Genomic DNA, 24,445 nt, shown 5'->3' on the forward strand with positions numbered 1-24,445 from the left:
CTTCCGTGCGCCAGCCGGCCCACCACCATGCCCAGCTTCATCATCCCCACCGACGAGCTCAGCGAGAGCGGGAAGGCGTACACCTTCGCGGTCGAGTCGTCGTGGATGGACGCGGTCATGGAGGACGCAGGTTTCCGCGGCGTGCCCGGTGAGACGGGTGAAGTCCGCGTGACGGTTCACAAAATCGGCGACGACGTGGCCGTCTCGGGCCGTGTCCACGGCAGCTTGATCGCCACCTGCGTGCGCTGCCTCGAGGACATGCGGGTGGACGCAGACGCCAAGCTCTCGTTCAGCGTCAGCCCGCGCTCGTCCGCGAAGGAGCTGCCCGAGGAGCTGGAGCTGACGCCCGAGGATCTGGACCGCGAGTTCTACGATGGCCTGGACGTGGTCCTGGACGACATCGTGCGCGAGAGCCTCATCCTCGAGGTGCCCATGAACCCCTTGTGCAGCGAGTCCTGCCAGGGCATCGAGATTCCGGCGCATGTGCGCCCCCCAGCCGACTTCGGGGTCTCCGACAGTCAGCTGGAAACCCTTCAGAAGCTCAGGCAGGCGCTAGGAGACGCGTCTGCATCAGAAAAACAGGAGTAACCCGTGGCCGTTCCGAAGCGACGCACCAGCCGCATGAAGCGCAAGCAGCGCCGTGCCCACCATGACAAGGTGGCCGCCCCCAACCTGACGCCTTGCCCCACCTGTGGGGACATGATGGTCCCGCACCGTATCTGCCCGTCCTGCGGGCACTACAAGGGCCGTCAGTTCTTCCAGGGCAAGGAAGAGCTCGGCTGAGCTGCCGGGTGACCGTCACCGATGTTCGAGCTGACCGATAAGGTCGCCATCGTCACAGGTGGGTCCCGGGGGATTGGGCGCTCGGTCTGCGTGGCTCTCGCGCAGGCCGGCGCCTACGTGGTCGTCAACTACCGCAGCGGCGACGCAGCCGCGGAGGAGACGCTCGCGTTGATGCGCGCCGCCGGGGGTGATGGCGAGGCGCTGGGGTTCGACGTGGCCGATCCGGACGCGTGTGAGAACGCGCTGAAGGACGTGGTCGCGCGCAAGGGGCGTCTGGACATCCTGGTGAACAACGCGGGCGTGGCCATCGACCAGCTGCTCGCGCGGGTCAAGCCCGAGGACCTGGCGGCCACCTGGGCCATCAACCTCAACGGCACGCTCTACTGCTCCAAGGCCGCGCTGCGCACCATGATGCGCGCCAAGGCCGGCCGCATCATCAACCTGTCCAGTGTGGTGGCGGAGTCGGGTAATCCGGGGCAGGCGGTCTATTCGGCTTCCAAGGCGGGCATCATTGGTCTTACCAAGACGCTCGCGCGCGAATATGCCAAGCGCAACATCACGGTCAACGCGGTGGCGCCGGGGTTCATCGAGACCGACATGACGTCTTCGCTCCCCGACGCAGCGCGCGAGGGAATCCTCACGCAGACCCCGCTCGGGCGCATCGGAAAGCCAGAGGAGGTCGCCGCGGCGGTGCTCTTCCTGGCGAGCGACGAGGCCGCGTACATCACCGGTCAAGTGTTACGTGTGAATGGCGGAATGTACGTTTGAAGACACGAGGTCGTTTGCGTTTGCGCAGCGTCCGCTTCCCGTTCACGATAGCTTGAAATAGAGATTCAAACGCAGGAGATACGCATGGATATCGCCGAGAAGGTCAAAGAGATTATTTCGCAGCAGCTCGACGTGGACCAGGCGTCCATCGAAGAGAGCGCCAACTTCATCGACGACCTCGGGGCCGACTCGCTCGCCATCGTGGAGCTCGCCCTGGCGTTCGAGGAGCAGTTCGAGATCGAGATCCCGGACGAGCACACCGAGCAGATCCGCACCGTGGCGGACGCCATCGCGTACATCAAAGAGCACGCGGGTCGCTGAAGCGCGACCGCGCGAGCGGTGCTCATCCCCGAATAGACGAGGAGCGACAGATGCGAAGGGTCGTGGTAACCGGCGTCGGCGCTGTGAGCCCGTGCGGCGTGAGCGCCGTGTCGAGCTGGCAGGCTGTCCTTGCAGGCAAGAGCGGCATCGCGCGCATCGCGAGCTTCGATCCCACCGACTTCGGGTCTCAGATCGCGGGAGAGTGCCGTGACTTCGACCCGCTGACCGTGGTGGAGAAGAAGCGTCTGCGCGAGAGCGCCCGCTTCATCCACATCGCGCTCGGTGCCTCTGCCGAGGCGGTGGCGCAAGCAGGGATCGACGGATTCCCTGAGGAGGTGCGCGACCGCATCGGCACGTTCATCGGGGTGGGGTTCTGCGGCATCGAGTATTTCGAGGAGACCTGCCGCACCCTGTTCGAGAAGGGGCCACGGCGCATCACGCCGTACTTCATCCCGGCCACGATCTCCAACCTTGCCCCTGGCCAAGTCAGCATGGCCTACGGCTTCCGCGGCCCGAGCTACACCAACACCAGCGCCTGTTCGTCTGGAGCGCACGCCATCGGTGAGGCCTTCAAGTGGATCGCGCGCGGCGGTATCGACGCGGCGGTCGCCGGGGGGACGGAGGCTGCGGTCACTCCGATGGGCGTGGGCGGCTTCGCCGCCATGCGCGCGCTCAGCAAGCGCAACGAGGACCCCGAGGCCGCCAGCCGCCCATTCGACAAAGGCCGCGACGGCTTCGTCATCGGCGAAGGGGCCGGCGTGATGGTGCTCGAGGAGCTCGAGTTCGCCAAGCGGCGCGGGGCCAACATTCTCTGCGAGATCGTTGGCTATGGCGCGACGGCGGACGCGTACCACCTGACGCAGCCCGCGCCCGAGGGCGAGGGTGGTCAGCGCTCGATGCGGATGGCCCTGCAGGACGCCGGGCTCGCACCCGATCAGATCAGCTACGTGAACGCGCACGGCACGAGCACCCCGACCGGGGACATGCTGGAGCTGGGTGGTGTCCGCAAGGTGTTCGGAGCGCACGCGACTGGTGGGCTGCTCATCTCCAGCACCAAGAGCATGACCGGGCACCTCCTGGGCGCCGCTGGCGGTCTCGAGGCCGTGTTCTCCGCGCTCGCGATCCGCGACAACGCCGTCCCCCCGACCCTCAACCTGGACGACCCCGAGGAGGGCACGGAGGGGCTGGACCTGGTGCCGAAGGTCGCCCGGCAGTGCCCCGTGGACGCCGTGCTCTCCAATTCGTTCGGCTTCGGCGGCACGAACGCGTCGCTCGTTTTCCGGAGGTACGCATGAGCCAGAAGCCAACCCTCGTGTTCGGGAGTGACCACGCCGGCCTGACGCTCAAGGTCGCGCTCAAGGCGCGTGCCGAGGAGCTGGGCTACGTCGTCGAGGACGTCGGCACGCACGACGGCACCTCCACCGACTATCCCGACTGGGCCCATCGGGTGGCGGGGCGCGTGGCCAAGGGCGAGGGCCTCGGTGTGCTGGTGTGCGGAACGGGCATCGGCATGTCCATCGCAGCCAATCGTCACCCTGGCGTCCGGGCGGCGCTGTGCGGGGATGTGTTCAGCGCGAGAGCGACGCGCGCACACAACGACGCGAACATCCTCTGCCTCGGCGAGCGCGTGGTGGGAGTCGGGCTGGCGCTGCTGATCTTGGAGGCGTTCCTCGAGACTCCCTTTGAAGGCGGGCGACATCAGCGTCGCATCGACAAGATGGAGCCTGGGGCGGCCGAGGGGTGAACGGCTCGGCCGCACGTCGCCGTAGGGGATGGCGTCGCTGAAAGGATGCTCCTCATGCAGGGGCGCGGTGCTTCGTGATAGGCTCCGCAGCCGATGCGCTGGGTCGTACGTGATGTCGCAGGTGGTGTGCTGGTGGTGGCATCGCTCGCTGTCTGCTTCGAGGGGCTGATGCGCCTCCGGGATCACGACTACCTGGCGGCGCTGGCGGTCATCATGTTGGGCCTCGCGTTGCTCGGAGCGGGAGTCGAGCTGCTTCGTCCCACGGTGGGGGAGTAGGCATGGGACGGCTCGCCTCCTCACGACGGCCCGTGGCGTCCGTGTTCGCAAGGCTCTGCTGCGGGCTGCTCGCATGCGCCGCGTCTTGTGGACCGCCGCCGACGGAGGACCGCGCAGACGCCGCGGTGCTGGCGCGTGGTGAGGCCGTGGCCCGCGTGGGCGACGCGCTCATCACAGCGCAGGCCGTGCGGAGCTATGTCGCGCTCCACGGGGTGAGCCCACGGGACGCCTTGCGGGCGCTGGAAGACGACGCGTTGTTGCGACAGGCCGCCGAGCGCGCCGGCTGGGCGGGGCCGTCCGTCGTGATCGAGTCACGGACGACAGAGCAGCTCCTCGCCCAGAGGGTGTTGCTCGATCTCGAGCGTGAGCACCCCCTCGACGCGCCGAGCGACGAGGAGGTCGCCGAGTACCTGAGCGCGCATGCGGAGAGCATCGTCCGAGACGAGACGCGCGACTGCCTGCAGGTGTTGGTCCAGGTGCCGCCCGGAGCAAGCGCGCAGCAGGAGGATGAGGCGCGGGACTACGCGGCGGCGGTCCTCGCGCAGATGGCCGCCAACGGGATGACCGAGGTGTGGTCCGCGCAGCCTCCAGAGCACCGCGGCCTGCGCATCCTCTCGCAGTACCTGCCGCCAGCCACCCGCGCGACCCCCATCCCAGGTCCCTTGCGGGAGCTCGTCTTCGAACACGACGTGGCCGGGCCCGCCTCGGCGCCCGTCCGCACCGAGGTCGGGTGGCACGCGCTCGCCGTGACCGCGATCCACCCGCCGATCACGGCGGGCTCCCCTCGCGCGCTCGAGCTCGCGCGGCACGCGCTGGTCGACGAGACGCGCCGGAACGCGCTGGCGTCGCTCTACCGCCGGCTGAGCGAGCGCTTCCCAGTGGCCGTCTCCTCACGACACCTCGAGGTCCTGCTTCCTCTCATGACCCCTGAGGAGGGGTCCGGGTCGTGAACCACGAGGCGAGCCCCTGGCACCTCGACCTGGAGACGGAGCGTGACCAAGTAGAGAGCGCCTTCACGCCCTTGCTGCGGGGCCTCTATCGCGCCGATCCGGGGGTCATCGCGGCCGTGTTCGTCGACCACGAAGGCGAGTGCGTGGACTACTGCGTGGGCATCGACCCCTACGACGCGAAGGTGACGGGCGCGCACCTCATCCTGGTTCTGAGCGAGATTCAGCCCCGCGTGGTCAGCCTGATGGCGGGGGACACGCTCGACTTCATCGTATATGGCAGCGAGCGCGACCTGATGCTGCGACGCATCGCCGACGGCTTCGCGCTGGTCGTGGTCGCCACCGCAGGTTGCCTGGACGGCGCGCTGCTCGAGCGCACGGAACAGGTGGTCGAACAACTCCGGAAGGAGCTCGGGGAGGGGGCGCCGATCTGGGACGTGCGGCTCGCGCCCATCGAGGTCGACGTCCGCGACTCCGGCCCGTGGGTGTTCGCGCCAGAGCTGGTGCGCCGCGGTGAGGAGCGCATCGCCATCCTCGACGTGCTCGGGCGCTGGGAGGAGGGTGAGTTGCTCCCTGGGGGCAAGCTGGTCTGCTTTCGCGTCCACACGGAGCACTACCGGGAGCTGACGCTGGCGTTCGACGTCGCCACGGAGAGCTGGTTCGCGTGGTGAGGCAGTCCGTGGTTCTTTGCGTGGTCGAGCGCGCTCGGATAAGATCGCGCCGGTGAGTCGAAAGTGCCCAAGCTGTGCGACGGTCTTCGAAGACGACACGTTCTTCTGCGGCCACGACGGGACCATCACCCTCCAGGTCCAGCCCGCCGATGACGTGGACCCACGTGTCGGGACGCAGCTGGGCGACTACATCGTCGTGGCGCGCGTCGCCGACGGCGGAATGGGTCGCGTCTACGAGGGCCGGCACCCTCAGACACGGCAGCGCATGGCCATCAAGGTCCTGCACCCCGAGATCGCCGCCGACAACGTCGCAGTCGAGCGCTTCAAGCGCGAATTCGAGACCGCGAACGAGTTCAAGCATCCGCACATCGTCGCCGTGCACGAGTTCGGCAGCACCCCCGAGGGCTCGTACTTCATGACGATGGAGTACCTCTACGGGGAGGAGCTCAGCGCGGCCATCCGGCGCAGCGGCCCGCAGCCGATCCCGCGCGTCGTCCAGACGCTCTGCCAGGCTGCGCTCGCGCTCGACTACGCGCACTCGTTCGGCGTCATCCACCGCGACCTAAAGCCCGACAACCTCTTCCTGTGTCAGCGCGAGCAGGGCGACGACGTCCGTGTCTTGGACTTCGGGTCGGTGAAGCTCCAGATGGAGACCGGGCCCAAGCTGACGGCGTTCGGGACCACGCTCGGGTCGCCGTACTACATGTCACCCGAGCAAGCGATGGGAAAGCTCGACGTCGACCAGCGGACGGATGTCTTCGCGGTCACGGCCATCCTGCACGAGATGGTGACCGGGACCGTGGCGTTCAGCGGGGACAACGTCGCGGCCATCTTGATGAACATCATCAAGGGCGACCCGACGCCGGCCAGCTCGCTCAATCCAGACATCCCGCAGGCGCTCGACGCAGTCATCGAACAAGGCGTGGCGAAAGAGAAGGGGCAGCGCTTCGCGTCGGTGTCCGCGCTGGCGGAGGCGGCGCTGCGCGCGTTCGGCCTGTCAGGGTCCGCCGAGGAGTGGGCAGGCAAGAGCGTCGCGGAGATCGAGGCCGCGGTGTCGTCCGCGACTCCACCGGCTGCGCCTGCGTTCGGGGCCATGCCCGGGATGGACGCCATCCCCTCCGCGATGAGCTCGCTACCGCCCGACCGTCCCAGCGCTACGGACGCGCTCCCCAGCTCACCGATGCTGAAGTGGGTCGCGGTCGGGGCCGCGGTGTTCGTGCTGCTCGGCCTCGCTGGCGGTCTCTGGGCGTTCCTGAGCTGAGCGAGCCCGAGCGAGACGCCGTCGACCAGCGTCCCGCTTCGCACCATTCAGCGCGCGGCCACCCACGCGCTCCCGTCAAAGCGCAAGAGGTTCGTCGCGTTGTTGGGACCGCGCGCTGCGTTGAAGCCCTGGGAGGCCCCAGCGGTCGAGAGGTCGCGATGACCAGCAAGCGCGTCGGCGAGCGCCTCACGCGTGACGGTGCCGGCCTCGACGCGGGACTGGACGAGGGAGATGGCGTCGAACGCGTAGGCCGCGAGCATGCTGGGCGCCTGTCCGTAGCGTGTCGTGAACGCGTCGTGGAACTGCTGTGCGGCTGGCGAAAGGGGCCCGCTCGCGTCGAACGGGCGGGCGGCGAGGGCCCCTTGGAGGTAGCGACCGCTGCTGCGGGCAAGCCCCTGGTCGAACGCCAAGCTGGGCAGCAGCAAGCGCACGGCGCGGCGGTTGGTCGGGGGCGCTTGGCCTGGACCCACGCTCACGAGGCCCACCGCAGCGAGCGACGGCGCGATCAGGGTCACGGCGCTGGCTCCATCGCCCACCACGACGACGTCCGGGTGCAGGGCGGCGAGCGCGCGCATGGCGTCGCCGAACGCGGTGGTCCCGGGCGCGTACTCGACCGCGCCCGCGAGCTCACCGCCAAGCCCGCTCACGGCCGCGCTCGCTGCGTCGCGGATGGCCCGACCGTAGCCGTGGGCGGCGTGCAACACGGCGACTCGGCGCGTCGCACCCCCCAGGGTCGCCCGAAGCAGCGCGCGCACCTCCTCGGCTGGCGACGGGAGGATACGGAAGACGTTGCGGCCGCGTGCCTCGAGCTCGCCGACCGGGCTGAGCGTGATCAGCGGCACGCCGAGGGCCTGCGCCCGCTCGGCCGCGAGGGCGGCGGCCTCGGCACCGATCGGACCGACGATCGCCACGACGCGGTGCAGCGTGACGAGCTCGTCCACAGCGGCCACGGCGGCCGCGGGGTCGTCGCCGATGTCCCTGTGAATGATCTGGAAGTCGCTCGCATTCAACGGGCCCGTGGGCGGAGCGCCCGCCGCGAGGGCCATGCCGCGGAGCGCGGCCTGACCCGCCTCCTGCCCCCGTCCGCTCAGAGGCAGCAGGGCGCCGATGACCCGCGGATCGGCGGTGCCGGTGCGCTCCGCGCGCATGGCCATGGAGGCCAGATCGGGCTCGAGCGTCTCGCCCGCGTCCGTGAGCGCGCGCGCATAGCTGCGGACCTGCGGCAGGTCGCCCGCGGCGAACGCCGCGCGCATCTGGGTGCGGGCGAGGATCGGCCAGGCGACCCCGTCATGGGGAAGGGTCTGGTACAGGCGTTGGGCGGCTTCGGCGCCGAGCGACCCCGCGAGCGCCTCCGTCAGGCGGGCCGCCGCCTCTCCCCGGTCTTCGTCTGACAGGGGCTCCGCCAGGAGCGCGTCGAGCGTCACGACCGCGCGCTCCAGATCGTGGGTCGCGAGCGCCGACGCCGCCAGCGTGCGGAGCAGCAGGACGGTCTCTTCGGGGTCGACCGTGCGTCCGCGCAGTGGGTCGAGCAGCGCGATGGCGGCCTCGTGTTCGCCCAGGAAGTGGCGAGTCACGCCGACATAGAAGCGGCCACGCTCCGCGACGGCAGCGTCCGAGTGGCGGGCCACCTCTTCGAAGAGGGGCAACGCGACCGTCGGCTGGCCCTCCGCCAAGCGCAGACGCCCGAGTCCGAGCAGCGCCACCGGACGCAGGGCATCGTCCGGGTAGCGGGCGAGGTAAGACTCGTAGCGCTCGACCGCCTCGGCGCCGCGTCCGTCGTCAGCGGCCTCGCGCGCGGCGCGAACCTCGTCTTCTGCCGCGCGGTTGTCCGTCGTCACCAGCGGCAAGGTGCTGTCTGGGCCGCTGTGGCGTGGGCAGCCGAGCAGCGCCACGGCCACCAGGGCAACCACCCACGGGGTGCGCAGCAAGGGCAGCGGCGCCTCGATGACGACGTCGGCGGAGCGGGGAGCGGGCGAGAACGCGGTCATGGGCAGCACCAGAGCATGCATGCACGCATGCGTGCCACTGGGCCACTCCGCGGGCAACTTTCCCGCCTGCGTGGGCTGGTGCCGTCCGTGCCCACGTTCAATCCCGGATTGCACGCACCAGGAGGCTGGCAAAGGACGCGATCTCCGGGGCCTCCGTCTGCTTCTCGAAGCGGCGCAGGGACCCCGCGCAGGCGCTCACCAGCAGCCCTCCACCCTCGCGCTCGTGCGTGCGGAGGCGCTCGCGTGCGATGGCGTCCGCCGTGGGCTCGTTCGTCCGCGGCAGCTGTCCCCCCGCGCCGCTGCACTCGGCCCGCTCTCCGTGGTGATGGAACTCACTCACCTGGCGGCCGAGCGCCTTGCGGAGCACACGGCGAGGCTCCTCGTACACACCGAGTCCGCGCCCGAGCTTGCACGGGTCGTGGTAGCGCACGGGGCCCTCGGGGAGCCCTTCGATGGGCTCGAGACGCGCGAGGTGGCGGTCCGCGAACTGACTCAGGTGCGACATGCGGACCGAGGTCTCGAGCCCCATCCGCCTGGCCGAGACAGACAGCGCGTGCAGACAACCTGGGTCCTCGAAGACGACCTCCTCCGCGCCCTCGAAGTGCGAAAGCGTGCGCGTCGCGGCGGACAGGAACCCGTCTCGGTCTCCCGCGTCCAGCAGGGGGAGGCCGCAGCAGCCGGAGGCCGATACCCGTGTCTCGCGTCCGCTCAGACGCCGCACCGCCTCCTCCCCCGCGAGCGCGTCAGCAGGCCGCACGGTGCACGCCGTGCATCCCGGGAAGAACACCACGGGTGCCGCGCTGCGCGCCAGCTTGTCGCCAAACAACCCCTCGGCGGCGCGCGCCGCGCGCTCTTGGCGGCCCTGGTGTGCCTCGATCACGGCGTAGGCCGAGGGCGGCGCCACACGGGCGCGCACGGCCTCGGCTCGCCCGGCGTTGAGCGCCGCGCTCACCTCGGTGTCGTGGTCACAGTAGGACTTGCAGCGTTGACAGCCCGTACACGCGTACAGCGAGGCTGCGTGCTCCTCGTCCAGCGGGAGCTGTCCCTTCGCCAGATGATGGAGGTTCGTCATCTTGCCCCATGGCGTGGTGGTCTCGCTGGCCTGCGCGGTGCTCACGGGGCACGCCACTCGGCACAGCTTGGGGCAGAAGCTGCAGTAGGTGTGCTCCCGCTCGTGCGCGGCGACCAAGGGCAGGGAGTGAGTCATGACGCGGGACAGTAGCAGTCGTTCCGCGGCGCGCGCTACCGCGGTGCCGGCCCTCAGCGGGACACGACGAACGTCAGCCGCTGGCGGAGCGAGGAGGTGACCGCCGGCATGGCCTGAGAGCGCACCAGCGGGGCCACACAGGTCTGCAACGAAGCGGGCGAGGTGCCCACCGCGGACCACTCACCGGTCGGGTTCACCACCAGGGTCAGCCGCACGGACGTCTGCTGCGCATCGTCCATGCACTCGCGAATGGCAGGCATCACGGGCGCCAGGGCGCTCTCGGCGACCTCGCGCGTCAGGTGCGTCAACGGAGCAGACACCGGCTCGGACCCGCCACCCTGCTGCGCGCGCTCCTGTGCCATGGCGCGAGCTTGCTCTTCGGCGGCTTCGGCCGCGAGCGCCTCCCGCTCCGCGCGCGCGGCGTCCAGCTCCCGCTGGTGCTGGGCGAAGCGGTGCTCGGCCCGCATGCGCAGGCCAGACTGAGTCGCGGGGTCGTTCATCAGCTCGCCGAGCACGGGGTACGCGGCGTCTGGCGCGAGCTCGCACAGCGCGTCGATCGCCTGCTCGAGGGCGACCCGCAGCCCGTTCGCGCTCGCATCCGCGTGGTACACCCGCACGAAGCGCAGGAGAGGCGCCGCCGCCGCCTCGTCGCCCAACGCTCCCAGCGCCGAGACGATGTTGGGGAGCGCCTCGTCTGGCGTGGCCGGGTCCCACAGGTGGTCCACCAACAGGGGGGCAGCTTCCGTCGCCTCCATGCGCGCTGCCGCATCCGCGAGGGGGGCCAGCGCCGGAACGCGGGCGCCAGTCACGAAGTCGGCGTGACGCGACAGGGCCGCGAGCACGGCGGCGCGACCATCCGTCCGCTCCGCGAGGGCGTCACAGGCCGTGTCACGGATCGTGCGCGAAGCCGTGTCGCTCTCGCACAGGGTGACGAGCGTCGCCGTCGGACCGTCCCCCGGGAGGATACGAAGCGCGCGCAACGCGAACACGCTGGCAGGGGACAGCCGCGTGTCGGGTTGGTCCGCGATGGACGCCAGCTGCGTCGCGGTGTCCGGCTCGCCCGTGACGGGCGTGTGCTGGATGCGCTGCGCATGGAAGCGCACCAAGCTCGCGGCGTGCGTGCCCTCGATGGTGCGGGTGACGCTGCCATTGCGCGCGTCGAGCACCGTGACCGCTCCCGCGTCATCCGCGAGTAGCAGCGCTCCCTCGAGGGGCTCCGCGCCGCTCAGGTCGCGGTCGGAGCGGTACGCCCAGCGCACCTGACCGTTCGCCGCGTCGAGCGCGAACACGACGCGGTGGAACAGCGCGTAGAGCGTATCGTTCGTGAGCCTGACGTCCTCGCCCTGACCCGACGGTCGGAAGGCGACGCGGACGCGGTGGACGGCGGAGTCCGGCGCCGGGGGCTCTCGGTAGGGGTCCACCATGAAGCTGGGGCGGCCCGGCAGGTCCACTTCGGGGGGAGCGTAGTGGGCGGCTCCCTCCGCCGTCCCTGAGGTGATGGAGGGGGTCAAGCGGAAGAGCCCGAGCTGGCCGAGGTAGACATGCCCGCCCTGCGCGAACGCGTGGCCGACCATGGACCCCCGCACGCGCACCCGCGCGAGCTCCTCGCTGGTCTGACCGTCTAGGAACGAGACGTACTGGCTGCCCCAAGGCACCATGACCATGCCCGCCGCCACCTCCGGGTAACCCATGGCGTGGCGGGCGCTGATGCGGTGGGTGACCTCGGTGCCATGCACGATCACGAGCTCGGCCTGGGCCGTCGCACCCGGATTGCTGGACAACGTGAACGCGCCGAGGTGCCCAGCGCCCGCCGCGCCTACCAGCCACAGCCCGTGGTCGTCGAAGCCGAAGCGCTGGGCTCCCGTCCGCACGTCGCGTGCCACGATGCGGCCGTTCTCCTGCGACACGATGACGTCGCCAGCCATGTGTGGCCACGAGCGCGGCGAGGCGGGCGTGCGCCACAGCTCGCGACCCGACTCGAGGTCCACCACGAACAGCTCGGAAGGTTCACCGCCCACGCCGTAGGCGACGCCGTGGTCCTGGGGCACTGGGGCAGCCGACAGACGCGCGAGGACCGCCTCGATGCGGGCCGGCTGGTTGTCTGGCGAGGCGATGCCGAACGTGTCGTAGTGGATGGACTGGCCACAGCCCGCGGTGATGGTCCCCGTGAGGGCCAGCAATGTGCAGGCCGCAGCGAAGCGCGACGTGGCGCCTCCACATGGGGCGGGTCCGAGGGAGCTGGAGAAGGAGTTGTGCCGCATGGTGCTCTTCGGTCCTCAGTCGACGATACGCATGGCCGCGTCCATGGCCGCCTGGCGCACCCGGGCGTCACGCCCTTGCGCGGGGATGGAGTCCGCGAGGTCTTCCAAGAAGACCTTCACTTCGCTCGTGCCCAGCTCCTGGAGCTGCGCGATGAGGTCCAGCTTGCGCCGCTCGGAGATGTCGTCGCGGGCCAACAGCTCGGTGAGCGCTGGACTCATGACGTCGAACGGCAGGCGCCCCACGTAGGCCGTCAGCTGCCCGATCTCGGACTCGCGGACCAGGCTCGCCAATGACGGTGCGGCTTCATAAAGGTTGCGATCGAGGACCTGGAACAGCGCCTCGACCGCGTCGTGGTCTCCGAGGCCCCCCAGCGCCACCGCGGCGGCGGCGCGGACGGAAGCTGCGGGATCCGAGAGGCGGGCGCGCACGGCCACCGCGGCGTCGGGTGGACGGCAGGACTGCACGGCCCGCACGGCAGCGGCGCGTACGTCCGCATGACGATGCACCAGCGCCACCTCGATCAGCGCTGGCCCCGCGTTGCGGTGGCCCAGCACTCCGAGGGTCTCCACGACGTGGACCACGGACGCCCTCGGCAGACCGCGACGCAAGCGCTCCGCGATCAGGTCGGACACCTCGGGGGTGCCGACCACGACCAGCTCCATCAACGCCTCTTCCAGCTGCGCCGGGTCGCTGGAGGCGAGCTTGCCCCGCGTTTCGTCCGTGATGCTCGGGGCGGCCGTGGCTGCGGGCCGTCCGCGGCGGGGACGAGCCCGCTGCGCGTCGAGAGGCGTCGCCGACAACAGCAGGGGCGCAAGCGCGACCAAGAGCATCACGGGGCGGAACCTCGTGCGTGCGCCGCGCCGCTTTGGGCGCTGTCCGTCGACCGTCAACCGTAGTAAGTGTTCTCTCACAAGGACCCCCAAGTGGCCACAATGTAGTTGGCTGTCCACCAGGGTGCAAGGTTCCGATCTGAATGAACCTGGCTGGCGTCCGCCGGCCATTCAGGGCATATCCGAGCGGATGCACCGAGGTGTCCACGTGCTCCCGCTGCTGGCCGCCCTCACAGGCGTCTGCGTCGCGTCCTCGAGTCGGGCTGACGGGTCTCCGGCCGATGCCCTGCTCGCGGTCGTCAGTGGCGACCCGATGGACTACGCCGCGGTGACACGACGCATCGGCGACGGAGCGCTCCTGGCCGCGCTCCGCGACGAAGAGTCCAGCGCCGAGCTGCGGCTGGCCGCCCTACGCGCAGCACCCTATGCCCGGGCCCCCGAGCTGCTCCTCGAAACGGTGGTGCAGCTCGCCGGTGGCACCGACCCGGCCCTCGCGCCGGGTGCCCTGCGGGCAGCTTCGCAGATCGCGAGCAACCTCGAGTTCCATCTGCTCGAGCAGCGCGAGAATGACCCCGCGCTGCTCGAGCCCCCGGCCGAGGCTCTCGCGGAGCTGGCCGAGGACGAAGACGCTCGGGCGGACCTACGGCAGCTCGCGCGCGACGTGGCGTCCCGTCTCCGAGCGCTGCAGCGCTAGCCCTCGATGTCCTCGCGGAGCTCGCCGAGCGTCCGCGCCGTGTCGCGGAGCGCGTCCTCCGCGACCTTGAGGCTGGACTGCGCGACGCGCAGGCCCTGACTGGCCCAGAGGCGGCTGACCTCCGCGAGGTTGCCGGCCACACCGCGCAGGTGGGCTTCGATCTCCGCGATCTGTTCGTTCTGCTCGCGGGTGAGGTCGCGGGTGCGGGATGGACGATTGAACATGGTGCTTCTCCTGGTGTGCGTCTTGAACGGGGGAGGGTGGATGGGCGCGGTTCAGCGCTTGGAGGGCGCGTCCACGCGCTGGCGGAGGCCTTCGATCATCTCGGCGGTGAGCGTCAGGCTCTTCGCCGAGGTCTCGAGCACTTGCTTGCCAACGCTGAGCCCTTGGGTGGCCCAGAGCTTGGTGACGTCCAGCAGCGTGCCGGCGGCCTTCTGGATCTGAGGGACGATGACGGGCTCGTAGGTGGTCTTGGTCTCGGTCATGGGATCTCGCTGTTCTGAGCGTGGCTCGGTGGGGTGTTTCGGACGCAACCCGGCCTGGACCCGCGCATGCGCGGACCCGAGGGAGGGCAGGGGGGTCTCTCGGGCAGGGCGCCCGATGGGCGGTCAGCCCGCCTGGGGCACGGCCTCAGGGCTCACGATGGCGCTGCGGCCGGCTTCGGTGAAGAGCACCAGGAAAGCCTGCGCGCCCGCTGGCATGGCGCGACCAGTGACGGCGCAGGTGGTCGGGTGGGCCAGGACCATGGGCGTGAAGCCGACGGCCCCTTCGAGCGGAGGACGTGGCGCCTCGGACGGCTCCGGGGCCGGGGCTGGCTCGGAGTGGGCGCGCTGACGCAGCGACTGGCGCTGGTTGCGGAGCAGCTCCGCGGCCCCCCGCAGCTCACCCTCGGCGCGCGTGCCGACGCTGTCCACCGCATCCAGGGCGTCCTCGAGCAGCGCTCGCACCACGTTGGACACCGGCATGCGCCACGAGGTGGCGAGGCGCTTCAGCTCCGACTCCAGCACGGCGGGCACACGCGTGTGGAGCACACGCTCCTTGCGGCCCGGTCGCGCACCTGACGGGCTGGTGCTCGCCGCGTCGTCCTCTCCCTCGCGCTCGTCCTGCGCGACGTCATCGTCGGGGCGACCAGAGTTCTCGGGCGAGTCGGGGGGGGTGTCGTCGGCGTTCATCACTCCCCTGTTGTAACACGCGGCGTGATACACGCAAGAGGTTGTCGTGGTTTTGTATCACGCTCCGATTTTGTAGCAATCACAGGTATTTACTTTGCGAACTCCGAAATAACATCGGTTGGCGTCGCATTTTGTAACACATTGTGTTTGGTGTGCGCTTGCCCCCGGAGGCATTTTCCTTGCCGCTGGCGCTGTGATGAGGCAAGTCGCGTGCGTGACTCCGCCAGCTCGTACCCCCCGCTCCCCCAAGGTCTTGCTCGTCTGCCTGGCTGCGACCGCGCTGCTGACGTTCTTGGACCTCGGCTCCAAGCAGTGGGCGCTCGACACCTTGTCGGCCGAGAGCTTCGTGCCCGCTGGCCCGGTCTGTGAGGCGGACGAAGACGGGTACATTCGAAACCAGCGGCGCCGACGGGCTCCCGTCGTGTTGGTCGATGGGGTGCTCGAGCTCAGCTACGCGGAGAACTGCGGCGCTGCGTTCGGGTTCCTGCGCGATGTCTCGTGGCGCAGGCTGATCTTCTTCCCCGCCGCGCTGTTCGCCGTGCTGCTGTTGCCGTTCATGCTGGCGCGTGGCCAGGGGGGACGGCTCTTCGTGTGGAGCGTGCCCTTCGTGCTCGCCGGCGCGCTCGGGAACCTGCACGACCGGGTGATGCACGGCTTCGTCGTGGACTTCATCCGCTTCTACTTCCGCGACGGCTTCCTGTTCCTGCAGCCGGGGTGGGAGTACCCCACGTTCAATGTGGCCGACATCCACATCACGGTGGGGGTGGTGTTGATCCTGCTCGACGGTGTTGCCGAGGCGCGTCGCGAGAAGGAGCGTCTGGCCGCCGAGAGCGCCGCAGCCGCGCCCCCAGTCGAGGCCGCTAGCTCGGCCAACGGCGACGACGAGGCCACCGAGCCATCCTGAGTCGCTGGTCGCGTGTCATTGCGCGACAGGTCGAACACCGACCTGCTTTCCACGAGCGTGGGCGTGCGTGAGTCGGACCTCGACTCACGCCGTGGAACGCCATCACGCGTCGGCAGCTGGCGGCTTGGAGGGCTCTGACGTGTCTGGCGCGTGGCCGTCTGTGGTGGGGGCTTCGGGCGCTGCCTCTGGGCCCGCAGCAGCGGGCGCGGCCATGAGACTCACGGCGTGCGCGCGCAGGCGGGGCCACGCCACCGCGCAGAACGCGACGATGACGAGGCTGATCCACTGCGAGGTGGTGAACCAGCCGAAGTCGCCACGGTCGTCCGCCCGTACGTACTCCAGGCCGAACCGCAGGAACGCGTACAGCACCAGGAACACCAACATGAGCTGCCCGTCGAAGCGCTTGCGCGGACGCAGCCAGAGCATGGTGAAGGCCGCGATGGCCAGGCACCCGATGGCCTCGAAGAGCTGTGCGGGGACCACGGGCAAGGACTCCATGTTCACGCTGGCGAGCAGCCCGTGCTCGTGTTGCTCTCGCGAGGCAGACGAGCCCGGGGGGAAGACCAGCGCCCAGGGGCTGTCGCTGACCACGCCGAAGCAGCAGCCCCCGAGGAAGCAGCCCATGCGCCCGAAGAAGAGCCCGAGCGGGATGCCCATGCCCGCGATGTCCACGCCCTTGAGGACGGGGTACTTGTCGTGCTTGAGGAACCATATGCCGAACGCGCTCGCCGCGATGAGCCCGCCGTAGTAGGCCAGTCCCCCCTGCCAGAACTTGGCCCACGCGAAGCAGTCCCGCTCGAGGGGCGCGCAGCCGTTGAGTTCGGCGTTCCAGCGCCAGCCCTCGATGGCCAGGCACTCGGCCTCGGGCATGGGCCACGCCACCTGGGTGGGGTCTACGCACTGGTAGACGTACTGCATGAAGAAGCCGTCCGCGAAGACGTGCAGCACGCGGGCCCCGAGCACGCCCATGATGAGCGAGAAGAGCCCGAGGTCGATGATGGTGTCCGGGTCGTGCCCGCCGCGTTTCGCGACACGCGCGCCGAGGAACGTGGCCGCGGAGAACCCGATGATGAGCAGCGTGAAGTACGCCGGGACGGGGTAGTCGAAGAAGGTGAAGAGGGTCGGGTACATCAGCGGATCGAGAGGGCCAGGGCGACGCCGTCGACGTCGGCCTGCACCCTAGCGTCTCCGTCGGCCACCTGCCCAGCTTCGAAGCGCGTCGCGAGGGTCTCACGCGCGATCCCGTCGGCGTGCTCCGTGAGCGCCAACGCCAGGTCTGCGTCGTCCGTGCTGTAGGTCACGTCGATGCGCGCGTCATAGGCCAGGTCGCGGTCCTTGCGCACGCGCTGGATGCGGTTGACCACCTCGCGCGCCAGACCCTCGCGCCGGAGGGCGTCCGTGATCTGCGTGTCGATGAGCACCACGTGGCCTCCGCCGGACGCGGCCGCGAAGCCCTCCTTGGCGCGCAAGCGCACCTCGAGCTCGCTCGGGTCCAGGGTGACGGGCGAGCCCGCGACGTCGATGGTGATGCTGCCCTCGCGTTCCAGCGTGGCATGCAGCGCCGAGCCGTCGGCCTTCTGGAGCGCGGCCTTGCAGGCCGGGACCTGCTTGCCCAGCTTGGGCCCGAGGACGCGGAAGTTGGGCTGCAGGTCGAACTCGACGTACTTGCGCGGCTCCTGCGTGAAGTGCAGGGCCTTCACGTTGAGCTCTTCGCGCACGTCTGCCGCGAAGCGGTCGATGCGGGCGCGCTCCGCGTCGTCGGCGACCACCACGATGGCCTCGGCGAGCGGCTGGCGGACCTTCAGCTTGGCGTCGTTGCGCACGCGGGACCCGAGGTTGACCACGTTGCGCACGGCCGCGACCGAGGCGCGCAGCTCGTCGTCGGCGCGCTCGGCGAGCGGCTGCGGAAAGGCGGCCAGGTGCACGGACGCGGGGACGGGCTGGCCGTCCACCGTGCCCGTCGTCGTGACGAGGTTCTGGTAGATCTCCTCGGCGATGAACGGCACGAAGGGGGCCACCAGCTTGGTCAGGTCCACCAGCACCTCGTAGAGCGTCGCGAACGCGCTCGCCTTGTCGGCCGGGTTCTCGCCCTCGGGGGCCCAGAAGCGGTCGCGGCTGCGGCGCACGTACCAGTTGCTGAGCGCGTCGACGAAGCTCTGGAGGTGACGCACGGCGAGGTGGCTCTTGTAGGCGTCCAGCTCGGCCCGCACCTTCCCCACCGTGTCGTCCAGCTCGGCCAGGATGTAGCGGTCGAGCTCGGCGCGCTGGGCCACGGCGGGGGCGCTGCCCGGCGTGAAGCCGTCGATGTTCGCGTACGTGACGAAGAAGCTGTAGACGTTCCAGATCTTGAGCAGGAACTCGCGCACCGCGTCGGTCGCGGCCTGGTCGAAGAAGCGCGTGTTCTGGCCCGGGACGGTGGCCGAGTAGAGCGCCCAGCGCACGGCGTCGCCGCCCACGCGCTCCATGAGCACCATCGGGTCCGTGTAGTTCTTCAGGCTCTTGCTGTACTTCTTGCCGTGCTCGTCCGTGAGCAGGCCCAGCACCACGCAGTTGCGGAACGGGTGCGGCGTGCTCTTCTCGGGGAAGAGCAGCGTGCTGATGGTCATCAGCGAGTAGAACCAGCCGCGCGTCTGGTCCACGGCCTCGGTGATGAAGTCCGCGGGGAAGGTGCGCTCGAACTCGGCCTGGTTGTGTTGGGGGTAGCCCAGCTGCGCGAAGGGCATGCAGCCGCTGTCGAACCAGCAGTCGATGACCTCGGGGACGCGCCGGTAGGTGCCGGGCTCGCCGGGCTTCTGCCACGTGACCGCGTCGATCCAGGGCTTGTGCACCATCAGGTGCTCCTGCAGCGTGGGGTCCTTCGCGCGGGCGGCCTCGAAGTGGTCGAAGGCCCGTGGGTTCTTCGCGAGGATGGCCTCGACCGACGCGGCGCACTCCATCGCGCCGGTCTCGTCGTTGATCCACACGGGCAGCGGCGTGCCCCAGAAGCGCTCACGCGACAGCGCCCAGTCCACGTTGCCCGCGAGGAACTGACCGAATCGCCCGTCCTTGATGTGGCTCGGCTCCCAGTTCACGTCCTGGTTGTTGGCCTGCACGCGGCTGATCTCCTGCGTGGTGCGGATGAACCAGCCGCGGCGCGCGTACTGGATGAGCGGGTCGCTCATCTTGCGCCAGCAGAAGGGGTAGTCGTGCTTGTAGGTCTCCTGCTTGAACAGCAGGCCGCGCCCCTTGAGGTTGCGGATGATGTCCTTGTCGGCCTCCTTGCAGAAGCGCCCCGCGAAGTCCGTGACCTCGGGCGGGAACGTGCCGTCCGGCTTCAGCAGCTGCAGGAAGCCCATGCCCTGCTCCTGGCAGGTGCGGTAGTCGTCCTCGCCGAACGCGGGGGCCAGGTGGACCAAGCCCGATCCGCTCTCGAGCGAGACGAAGTCCGCCGCGATGACCTCGTGGGCACGTCCGCCCTCGGGCACGGCGTAGCTGAACGGCGCCGTGTAGTGCTTGCCGACGAGGTCAGCGCCCTTGTGGCGTGCGACGACGGTGTGCTCCACGTCGCCGAGGACCTTGGCCACGAGCGCCTCGGCCAGGATCAGCCGCTCGCGCGCGTCTCCCTCACCCGTCTCGATCGTGACGTAGTCCAGCCCGGCGCCGACCGCGAGCGCGACGTTGCTGGGGAGGGTCCACGGGGTCGTCGTCCACGCCAGGAACGACGTCTTGTCTTCGCCGACGACGCCGAAGCGCACCATCACGGACGGGTCGTCCACGGACAGGTAGCCTTGGCCCACCTCGCCCGCGGAGAGCGCGGTGCCCCCCTGCGGCCACCACCAGACCACCTTGTAGCCCTGGTACAGGAGCCCCTGCTCGAAGAGCGAAGACAGCGCCCACCAGACGCTCTCCACGTAGGTCTTGTGGAAGGTCACGTACGCGGCGTCCAGGTCCACCCAGAAGCCGATGCGGCGCGTCATGCGGCGCCACTCCTCGATGTAGCGGAACACCGAGTCGATGCACTGACGGCTGAACTCCTCGACACCGTACGCCTCGATGGCGTCGCGGCCGCTGATCCCGAGCGCCTTCTCGACCTCCACCTCGACGGGTAGACCGTGCGTGTCCCAGCCGCCGCGGCGCGGCACGTAGTAGCCGCACATGGAGCGGTACCGCAGGAACACGTCCTTCATGACGCGCGTCAGCACGTGGCCCGCGTGGGGCATGCCGTTCGCCGTGGGCGGGCCCTCGTAGAACACGAAGGGCGGGCGGGTGTCCTCGCCGGGGGGCGGCTCGAGGGTCTTCTCGAAGATCTGCTCGCGCTCCCAGAACGACAGGAGCTCTTCGTCGAGCTCGGGAAACTTCACGCTGGGACTGACCGGACGGAACGCCATGATGGCGCGGTGTACCACCGCGAGCGCGGGTTTCAAAGGCGCACCGAAGTGGCCTCCACGGCAGGCGCGGCGGTCCTCACCAGCCGGTGAACGGCCTGATACGTTCATCGTCCACTTGCGCGGGGGCGTGCCGGCGTGCACGCCACACGAGAACCGACTGCTCCCCCCAGAGACCTACATGTTCTGCACTTCGCTCGCCCCCTTGCGCCCCTCGGCTCCTTGGTCGCTCCGACTCGGCTGCGCCACGCTCTCACTCGCTCTCGCTTGGACGGCCGCCGGCTGTGAAGACGACATCGTGCGTCAACCAGACCCCTTGGAGATCGAGAGCGTCCACGCGCTGCGCGACGGGTGCTTCGTGCTCGACGCGGTGAACCCAGGCGAGCGTGACACCCGCTATCTGGTGGCATCCGAAGATGGCCTCGCGTTCGTGTTTACCGGTCGCGCCCCCGAGGAGGCTGTGCGGCTGCGCTTCAGGGCCTCCGATCTCGGGACGTTCCTGCTGTACGACACCGAGCGCCGCTACGTCGTGTCCGAGCTGGACGAGCTGTCCGCGGCCGTCACGCTGGACTCCGACATTTCCCTCGTGGACGACACGTTCATCTCGCCCGCCGAGTGGGAGGTGAGCGCGTCCGAGTACGACGCCGAGCGCCTCTCGCTACGCAGCCGCCGCACGCAGCGCTACATGAGCCGCGAAGGCACCACCACCGATCCAGCCCGTGCCGCCGTGATCACCCTGTCTCCAGCCGAGGGCTGCGAGGTGTTCCCAGAGCTCACGACCGACGCGACGGGCGAGGTGGTTCGGACGTCCTTCGAAGATGGGGACCTGTACGGCATGGTCGACACGCACTCCCACATCCTGGGCAACTTCGGCTTTGGCGGAGGGGGCGTCGTCCACGGGGCGCCCTTCCACCGGCTGGGGGTGGAGGCCGCGCTCCCCGACTGCAGCATCTATCATGGGCCCGAGGGGCGTCGCGACCTGATGGGGGCGGTCTTCGACAACGGACGAGAGTTCAACTTCGAGATGCTCGCGTTCGGCGTGATCTTCGGGCGGCTCACCATGCCGGTGCACGAGACCGCGGGCTACCCAGACTTCACCGAGTGGCCGGATGCTCACCGACGGTCCACGCACCAAGTGCAGTACTACAAGTGGCTCGAACGAGCCTATCTCGGGGGCCTACGCTTGGTGGTGCAGCACGCGGTCTCGAACCAAGTGCTGTGTGACCTGAGCGTGGGCTCCCGGGCCCAGCGGGCGCGCTACTCGTGCAACGACATGGTCGCCGTGGACCGGCAGATCGAAGAGATCCGGGTCATGGAGCGCTACATCGACGCGCAGTCGGGTGGCCCAGGACGCGGCTGGTTCCGGGTGGTCACCTCGCCTGCCGAGGCGCGCGCGGTCATCGCGAGCGGGAAGATGGCCGTCGTCCTCGGGATCGAGACCTCGAACCTGTTCGACTGCTTCGTGACGCCACGCGAGGGGTTCCCGACGTGTGACGAGGCCTACGTCCTCGCGCGGCTCGCGCACTATCACGACCTCGGGGTGCGCGCGCTGTTCCCGGTCCACAAGTTCGACAACGCGTTCTCGCCGGGCGATGGACAACGCGGCTTCATGGAGGTCGCCAACGTGCTCAACAGCGGGCACTACAACAACTACACGGCGGCCTGCGACCCGAGCGCTCCGACGAACTTCGACGGGGGCGGGTCGGTCCAGTTCGGTGGGCTGAACTCGCCGCGCGACGCGTACTTCTCGGACCCGCCGCTCGACTTCTCGGGCTTGGGGACGGCCGCCAGCGGCACCCTCGCGCCGCTCATCTCGGTGCTCGACGAGCCCGCGCTCACGGACGGCCCGTTCTGTCAAAACGCCGGGCTGCAGCCTCTCGGCGAGGTGCTCCTCGCGGAGATGATGAGGCGTGGGATGCTGATCGAGATCGCGCACCTCCCGAACCACTCGGTGGCTCGCGCGTACGAGCTGCTCGAGGCGGCGGACTACCCCGCGGTGAGCACGCACAACAACCCGCACTCGGGTCGCGTCTACGACATCGGCGGGCTGGCGTCGGCGAACATGTTCGGCCGCTGTCAGGCGCCGGACCGCGTGGGGGCGATGGGTGACCCGCTGCGCGCGCGGCTGGCGCTGATCGCGGACCACGGGGGCTATCCCGGCGTGGGCTTCAGCTTCGACCTCAACGGCTTCGCGGGCGCCCCCGGGCCGCGCTTCGGCGACGACGGCTGCAGCACGCCCCAGACGAACCCCATCACGTATCCGTTCTCGTCGTTCGCGGGGGATGTCAGCTTCACGCAGCCGCAGCTGGCCAACCGCACCGTGGACTTCAACACGGAGGGCTTCGTGCACATCGGGATGCTGCCCGAGCTGGTGGAGGACGCGCGCCACGACGGCGTGACCGACGAGGAGATCGAAGCGGTGTTCCGCTCGGCCGAAGCGTACGTCCGCGTCTGGGAGCGGGCCGAGGCCCGCGGCGCAGTGTTGAGCGCGAACCCGTAGCGAACCAGGGGAGCGTGCTCCTGTCAGAGCCCGAGCAGACGCTGGCTGTTGCCCGAGAGCACGGCGTCCCGCTCGCGCTCACTCAGGGGCATGCGCGCGATCCAGCCGAGGATCTCCCCGTAGTCGTAGCTGCTGTCCTCCTCGTGGAACCCGTACGGCGCGTCCGTGCCGTAGAGGCAGCGCTCGGCGCCCATGGCAGTCACCGAAGCGCGGGCGAGGCGTTCATCGATGTAGGGGCTCGACAGGTCCACGTGCAGGTTCGGGCACTCGTCCTTGAACCGCCACAGATCCTTGTAGAAGGGGAAGCCGGCGTGGGCGCTGATGACGTTCAGCTTGGGGTACTGCGCGCAGATGCCGCGGAAGTCGCCGCCCTTGCGGAAGCCGAGGTGGATGAGCACCGGCAGCCCGAGCTCCTGGCAGCGGGCGAGGATGGGACCCAGCACGTCGGTGGTGTAGTCGTGCCAGTGCGGGTGGAGCTTGACCCCGACCATCCCGGGCACGCTGCGGTAGCGCTCCAGGGTGTCCAGCGGCGTCGGGTCGGCCGCCGGGTTGAGGAAGATCCAGCCCAGGAAGCGTGTGGGGTGTGCGCGCAGCAGCTCCGCTACCGGGTCGTTGTCCGGCAGCGGGAAGATGGGGAAGGTGAGCTTCCCGAGCTTGACCCCTCCGTCGACCATCATGTGCCGGTGCAGCAGCTCGGCCAGCGGACGGGCAGGCGAGTTCATCACGTGCCGCAGCACCGCGAGCAGGCGCTTGGGCGTCTCGGGCAGCGGGCCGTTCATGGCCGGGATGAGCGCCACGCGGGACACTCCGACCGCGTCCATCTTCCGGAGCGCGGTGGGCGCGTCCAGCAGCTGGGGGTCGAAGTGCGCGTGGCAGTCGATGATCACACGCGGCGCTCCGCCGCGTCGACCGTGTTGCTGAGCAGCATCGCGATGGTCATCGGGCCCACGCCACCCGGCACGGGGGTGATGGCGGAGGCGCGGGGCAGGGCGCTCTCGTAGTCCACGTCGCCCACCAGCGTACCGTCGTCGAGGCGGTTGATGCCGACGTCGATGACCACCGCCCCAGGCTTGATCCACTCGCCCTTCACGAGCTTGGGCACGCCCACGGCCGCGATGACGATGTCGCTCTCGGCCACGCGTGCCCCGAGATCCACCGTGCGCGAGTGCGCCATGGTGACCGTCGCGTGCTCGGCCAGCAGCATCAGCGCGATGGGCTTGCCGACCAGCGTGCTGCGACCGACCACGATGGCGCGCTTGCCCTTCAGCTCGGCGCCGACGCTGGCCAGCATGCGCATGCAGCCGCTGGGCGTGCAGGGGCGCAGGCCAGGGCGGCCCACCACGAGCAGGCCCGCGTTCACGGGATGTAGCCCGTCCACATCCTTGGCCGGGTCGATGGCGTCCACCACGGTCTGGTCGTCCAGGTGCTTGGGGAGCGGGAGCTGCACCAGGATGCCATCGATGTCCGCCGCGGCGTTCAGCTCCGCCACCTTGGCCAGCAGGGTCTCCATACGGGTGTCGGCCGGCAGCCTGTGCACCTCACCGGCGATGCCGCACTGCGCCGCGGCGCGCTCCTTGTTGCGCACGTAGACCTGGCTGGCCGGGTCGTCTCCCACCAGCACCACGTGCAGCCCGGGCTGCCGCCCATGCTGGGCGAGGAAGGCCTCGGCGCGGACCTTGACCTCCTCCCGAACCGTCTTTGCGAGCGCCTTACCGTCGATGATCTGTGCTTGGTCCGCCATGATGCGACGGAG

General features: G+C 69.7%; 24 protein-coding genes. 13 read left to right on the forward strand and 11 right to left on the reverse strand.

Annotation, left to right across the window (positions count from 1 at the left end):
* The first annotated feature begins 27 nt into the window (after positions 1–27).
* The 10 genes from H6726_14560 (at position 28) to H6726_14605 (ending at position 6,771) form a co-directional block, all read left to right on the forward strand.
* On the forward strand, positions 28–588 hold the full coding sequence (locus tag H6726_14560) for a DUF177 domain-containing protein (protein ID MCB9658870.1): 561 nt from the start codon (positions 28–30) through the stop codon (positions 586–588).
* Positions 589–591: 3 nt separating this feature from the next.
* Entirely contained in the window at positions 592–783 is a 192-nt protein-coding gene (rpmF, locus tag H6726_14565; protein ID MCB9658871.1) for a 50S ribosomal protein L32, read from the forward strand.
* A gap of 21 nt (positions 784–804) precedes the next feature.
* Positions 805–1,551, forward strand: a complete 747-nt coding sequence (gene fabG, locus H6726_14570; protein MCB9658872.1) for a 3-oxoacyl-[acyl-carrier-protein] reductase — start codon at positions 805–807, stop codon at positions 1,549–1,551.
* Positions 1,552–1,635: 84 nt separating this feature from the next.
* Complete coding sequence (locus H6726_14575) at positions 1,636–1,872, forward strand: acyl carrier protein (protein MCB9658873.1); 237 nt, start codon at positions 1,636–1,638, stop codon at positions 1,870–1,872.
* Between the two features lie 50 nt (positions 1,873–1,922).
* A complete protein-coding gene (fabF, locus tag H6726_14580) occupies positions 1,923–3,167 on the forward strand; it encodes a beta-ketoacyl-ACP synthase II (GenBank protein ID MCB9658874.1) in 1,245 nt (414 codons plus the stop codon).
* A complete protein-coding gene (rpiB, locus tag H6726_14585) occupies positions 3,164–3,616 on the forward strand; it encodes a ribose 5-phosphate isomerase B (GenBank protein MCB9658875.1) in 453 nt (150 codons plus the stop codon). Before fabF ends, rpiB begins: the two co-directional genes overlap by 4 nt.
* Before the next feature lie 93 nt (positions 3,617–3,709).
* Positions 3,710–3,892, forward strand: a complete 183-nt coding sequence (locus H6726_14590) for a hypothetical protein (protein ID MCB9658876.1) — start codon at positions 3,710–3,712, stop codon at positions 3,890–3,892.
* A 2-nt stretch (positions 3,893–3,894) separates the two neighbouring features.
* A complete protein-coding gene (locus H6726_14595; GenBank protein ID MCB9658877.1) occupies positions 3,895–4,842 on the forward strand; it encodes a hypothetical protein in 948 nt (315 codons plus the stop codon).
* A complete protein-coding gene (locus H6726_14600; protein ID MCB9658878.1) occupies positions 4,839–5,510 on the forward strand; it encodes a hypothetical protein in 672 nt (223 codons plus the stop codon). The genes H6726_14595 and H6726_14600 overlap by 4 nt, the downstream gene beginning before the upstream one ends.
* 52 nt (positions 5,511–5,562) lie before the next feature.
* A complete protein-coding gene (locus H6726_14605) occupies positions 5,563–6,771 on the forward strand; it encodes a serine/threonine protein kinase (protein MCB9658879.1) in 1,209 nt (402 codons plus the stop codon).
* 47 nt (positions 6,772–6,818) lie between these two features.
* On the opposite strand, the gene H6726_14610 is transcribed toward H6726_14605, so the two are convergent.
* The 4 genes from H6726_14610 to H6726_14625 all read right to left on the reverse strand — a co-directional run bounded on the left by H6726_14610 (position 6,819) and on the right by H6726_14625 (position 13,061).
* Complete coding sequence (locus H6726_14610; GenBank protein ID MCB9658880.1) at positions 6,819–8,759, reverse strand: ABC transporter substrate-binding protein; 1,941 nt, start codon at positions 8,757–8,759, stop codon at positions 6,819–6,821.
* A 97-nt stretch (positions 8,760–8,856) separates the two neighbouring features.
* Complete coding sequence (locus H6726_14615; protein ID MCB9658881.1) at positions 8,857–9,966, reverse strand: (Fe-S)-binding protein; 1,110 nt, start codon at positions 9,964–9,966, stop codon at positions 8,857–8,859.
* 53 nt (positions 9,967–10,019) lie between these two features.
* On the reverse strand, positions 10,020–12,227 hold the full coding sequence (locus H6726_14620) for a PQQ-binding-like beta-propeller repeat protein (GenBank protein ID MCB9658882.1): 2,208 nt from the start codon (positions 12,225–12,227) through the stop codon (positions 10,020–10,022).
* Positions 12,228–12,242: 15 nt separating this feature from the next.
* Positions 12,243–13,061: a HEAT repeat domain-containing protein gene (locus H6726_14625; protein ID MCB9658883.1), complete on the reverse strand. Its 819-nt coding sequence runs from the start codon at positions 13,059–13,061 to the stop codon at positions 12,243–12,245.
* A 187-nt stretch (positions 13,062–13,248) separates the two neighbouring features.
* Between H6726_14625 and H6726_14630 the strand changes: the two genes are divergently transcribed.
* Positions 13,249–13,752 carry a hypothetical protein gene (locus H6726_14630; protein ID MCB9658884.1) on the forward strand — a complete coding sequence of 168 codons (504 nt, stop codon included), beginning with the start codon at positions 13,249–13,251 and terminating at the stop codon, positions 13,750–13,752.
* Here the strand turns inward: H6726_14630 and H6726_14635 are convergent.
* The 3 genes from H6726_14635 to H6726_14645 form a co-directional block, all read right to left on the reverse strand.
* Positions 13,749–13,976 (reverse strand): hypothetical protein, encoded by a 228-nt coding sequence (locus H6726_14635; protein MCB9658885.1) that lies wholly within the window; start codon positions 13,974–13,976, stop codon positions 13,749–13,751. The two genes, H6726_14630 and H6726_14635, sit on opposite strands and share 4 nt — an antisense overlap.
* 51 nt (positions 13,977–14,027) lie before the next feature.
* Positions 14,028–14,237: a hypothetical protein gene (locus H6726_14640; protein MCB9658886.1), complete on the reverse strand. Its 210-nt coding sequence runs from the start codon at positions 14,235–14,237 to the stop codon at positions 14,028–14,030.
* Between the two features lie 123 nt (positions 14,238–14,360).
* Positions 14,361–14,924: a hypothetical protein gene (locus H6726_14645; protein MCB9658887.1), complete on the reverse strand. Its 564-nt coding sequence runs from the start codon at positions 14,922–14,924 to the stop codon at positions 14,361–14,363.
* Between the two features lie 214 nt (positions 14,925–15,138).
* Here H6726_14645 and lspA point away from each other — a divergent pair, with 214 nt between their 5' ends.
* The gene (gene lspA, locus H6726_14650; protein MCB9658888.1) at positions 15,139–15,828 is read left to right on the forward strand and encodes a signal peptidase II; all 690 of its coding nucleotides are present in this window, start codon (positions 15,139–15,141) and stop codon (positions 15,826–15,828) included.
* A gap of 102 nt (positions 15,829–15,930) precedes the next feature.
* On the opposite strand, the gene H6726_14655 is transcribed toward lspA, so the two are convergent.
* Both H6726_14655 and H6726_14660 read right to left on the reverse strand, forming a co-directional pair.
* Entirely contained in the window at positions 15,931–16,959 is a 1,029-nt protein-coding gene (locus H6726_14655; protein ID MCB9658889.1) for a prolipoprotein diacylglyceryl transferase, read from the reverse strand.
* A complete protein-coding gene (locus tag H6726_14660) occupies positions 16,959–20,195 on the reverse strand; it encodes an isoleucine--tRNA ligase (GenBank protein ID MCB9658890.1) in 3,237 nt (1,078 codons plus the stop codon). The genes H6726_14655 and H6726_14660 overlap by 1 nt, the downstream gene beginning before the upstream one ends.
* Positions 20,196–20,490: 295 nt before the next feature.
* On the opposite strand from H6726_14660, the gene H6726_14665 reads away from it, so the two are divergent.
* Entirely contained in the window at positions 20,491–22,692 is a 2,202-nt protein-coding gene (locus tag H6726_14665; GenBank protein ID MCB9658891.1) for a membrane dipeptidase, read from the forward strand.
* Positions 22,693–22,715: 23 nt separating this feature from the next.
* Here the strand turns inward: H6726_14665 and H6726_14670 are convergent, their stop codons facing one another.
* Positions 22,716–23,579: an amidohydrolase gene (locus tag H6726_14670; GenBank protein ID MCB9658892.1), complete on the reverse strand. Its 864-nt coding sequence runs from the start codon at positions 23,577–23,579 to the stop codon at positions 22,716–22,718.
* Positions 23,576–24,433 (reverse strand): bifunctional methylenetetrahydrofolate dehydrogenase/methenyltetrahydrofolate cyclohydrolase FolD, encoded by an 858-nt coding sequence (folD, locus tag H6726_14675; protein MCB9658893.1) that lies wholly within the window; start codon positions 24,431–24,433, stop codon positions 23,576–23,578. Before folD ends, H6726_14670 begins: the two co-directional genes overlap by 4 nt.
* Positions 24,434–24,445 lie beyond the last annotated feature (12 nt).

The organism is Sandaracinaceae bacterium, from assembly GCA_020633055.1.
In the GTDB taxonomy this organism is placed as follows: Bacteria; Myxococcota_A; Polyangia; order Polyangiales; family Houyiibacteriaceae; genus JADJJE01.

Bases quoted from the DNA above. Each gene is read 5' to 3' on its own strand.
- H6726_14590 (MCB9658876.1), top strand. From the start codon at position 3,710: ATGCGCTGGGTCGTACGTGATGTCGCAGGTGGTGTGCTGGTGGTGGCA.
- H6726_14660 (MCB9658890.1), bottom strand. From the start codon at position 20,195: ATGGCGTTCCGTCCGGTCAGTCCCAGCGTGAAGTTTCCCGAGCTCGAC.
- rpiB (MCB9658875.1), top strand. From the start codon at position 3,164: ATGAGCCAGAAGCCAACCCTCGTGTTCGGGAGTGACCACGCCGGCCTG.
- H6726_14615 (MCB9658881.1), bottom strand. From the start codon at position 9,966: ATGACTCACTCCCTGCCCTTGGTCGCCGCGCACGAGCGGGAGCACACC.
- H6726_14575 (MCB9658873.1), top strand. From the start codon at position 1,636: ATGGATATCGCCGAGAAGGTCAAAGAGATTATTTCGCAGCAGCTCGAC.
- H6726_14640 (MCB9658886.1), bottom strand. From the start codon at position 14,237: ATGACCGAGACCAAGACCACCTACGAGCCCGTCATCGTCCCTCAGATC.
- H6726_14560 (MCB9658870.1), top strand. From the start codon at position 28: ATGCCCAGCTTCATCATCCCCACCGACGAGCTCAGCGAGAGCGGGAAG.
- H6726_14645 (MCB9658887.1), bottom strand. From the start codon at position 14,924: ATGAACGCCGACGACACCCCCCCCGACTCGCCCGAGAACTCTGGTCGC.
- H6726_14620 (MCB9658882.1), bottom strand. From the start codon at position 12,227: ATGCGGCACAACTCCTTCTCCAGCTCCCTCGGACCCGCCCCATGTGGA.
- H6726_14655 (MCB9658889.1), bottom strand. From the start codon at position 16,959: ATGTACCCGACCCTCTTCACCTTCTTCGACTACCCCGTCCCGGCGTAC.
- fabF (MCB9658874.1), top strand. From the start codon at position 1,923: ATGCGAAGGGTCGTGGTAACCGGCGTCGGCGCTGTGAGCCCGTGCGGC.
- H6726_14630 (MCB9658884.1), top strand. From the start codon at position 13,249: ATGCACCGAGGTGTCCACGTGCTCCCGCTGCTGGCCGCCCTCACAGGC.
- H6726_14595 (MCB9658877.1), top strand. From the start codon at position 3,895: ATGGGACGGCTCGCCTCCTCACGACGGCCCGTGGCGTCCGTGTTCGCA.
- fabG (MCB9658872.1), top strand. From the start codon at position 805: ATGTTCGAGCTGACCGATAAGGTCGCCATCGTCACAGGTGGGTCCCGG.
- H6726_14635 (MCB9658885.1), bottom strand. From the start codon at position 13,976: ATGTTCAATCGTCCATCCCGCACCCGCGACCTCACCCGCGAGCAGAAC.
- H6726_14610 (MCB9658880.1), bottom strand. From the start codon at position 8,759: ATGACCGCGTTCTCGCCCGCTCCCCGCTCCGCCGACGTCGTCATCGAG.
- folD (MCB9658893.1), bottom strand. From the start codon at position 24,433: ATGGCGGACCAAGCACAGATCATCGACGGTAAGGCGCTCGCAAAGACG.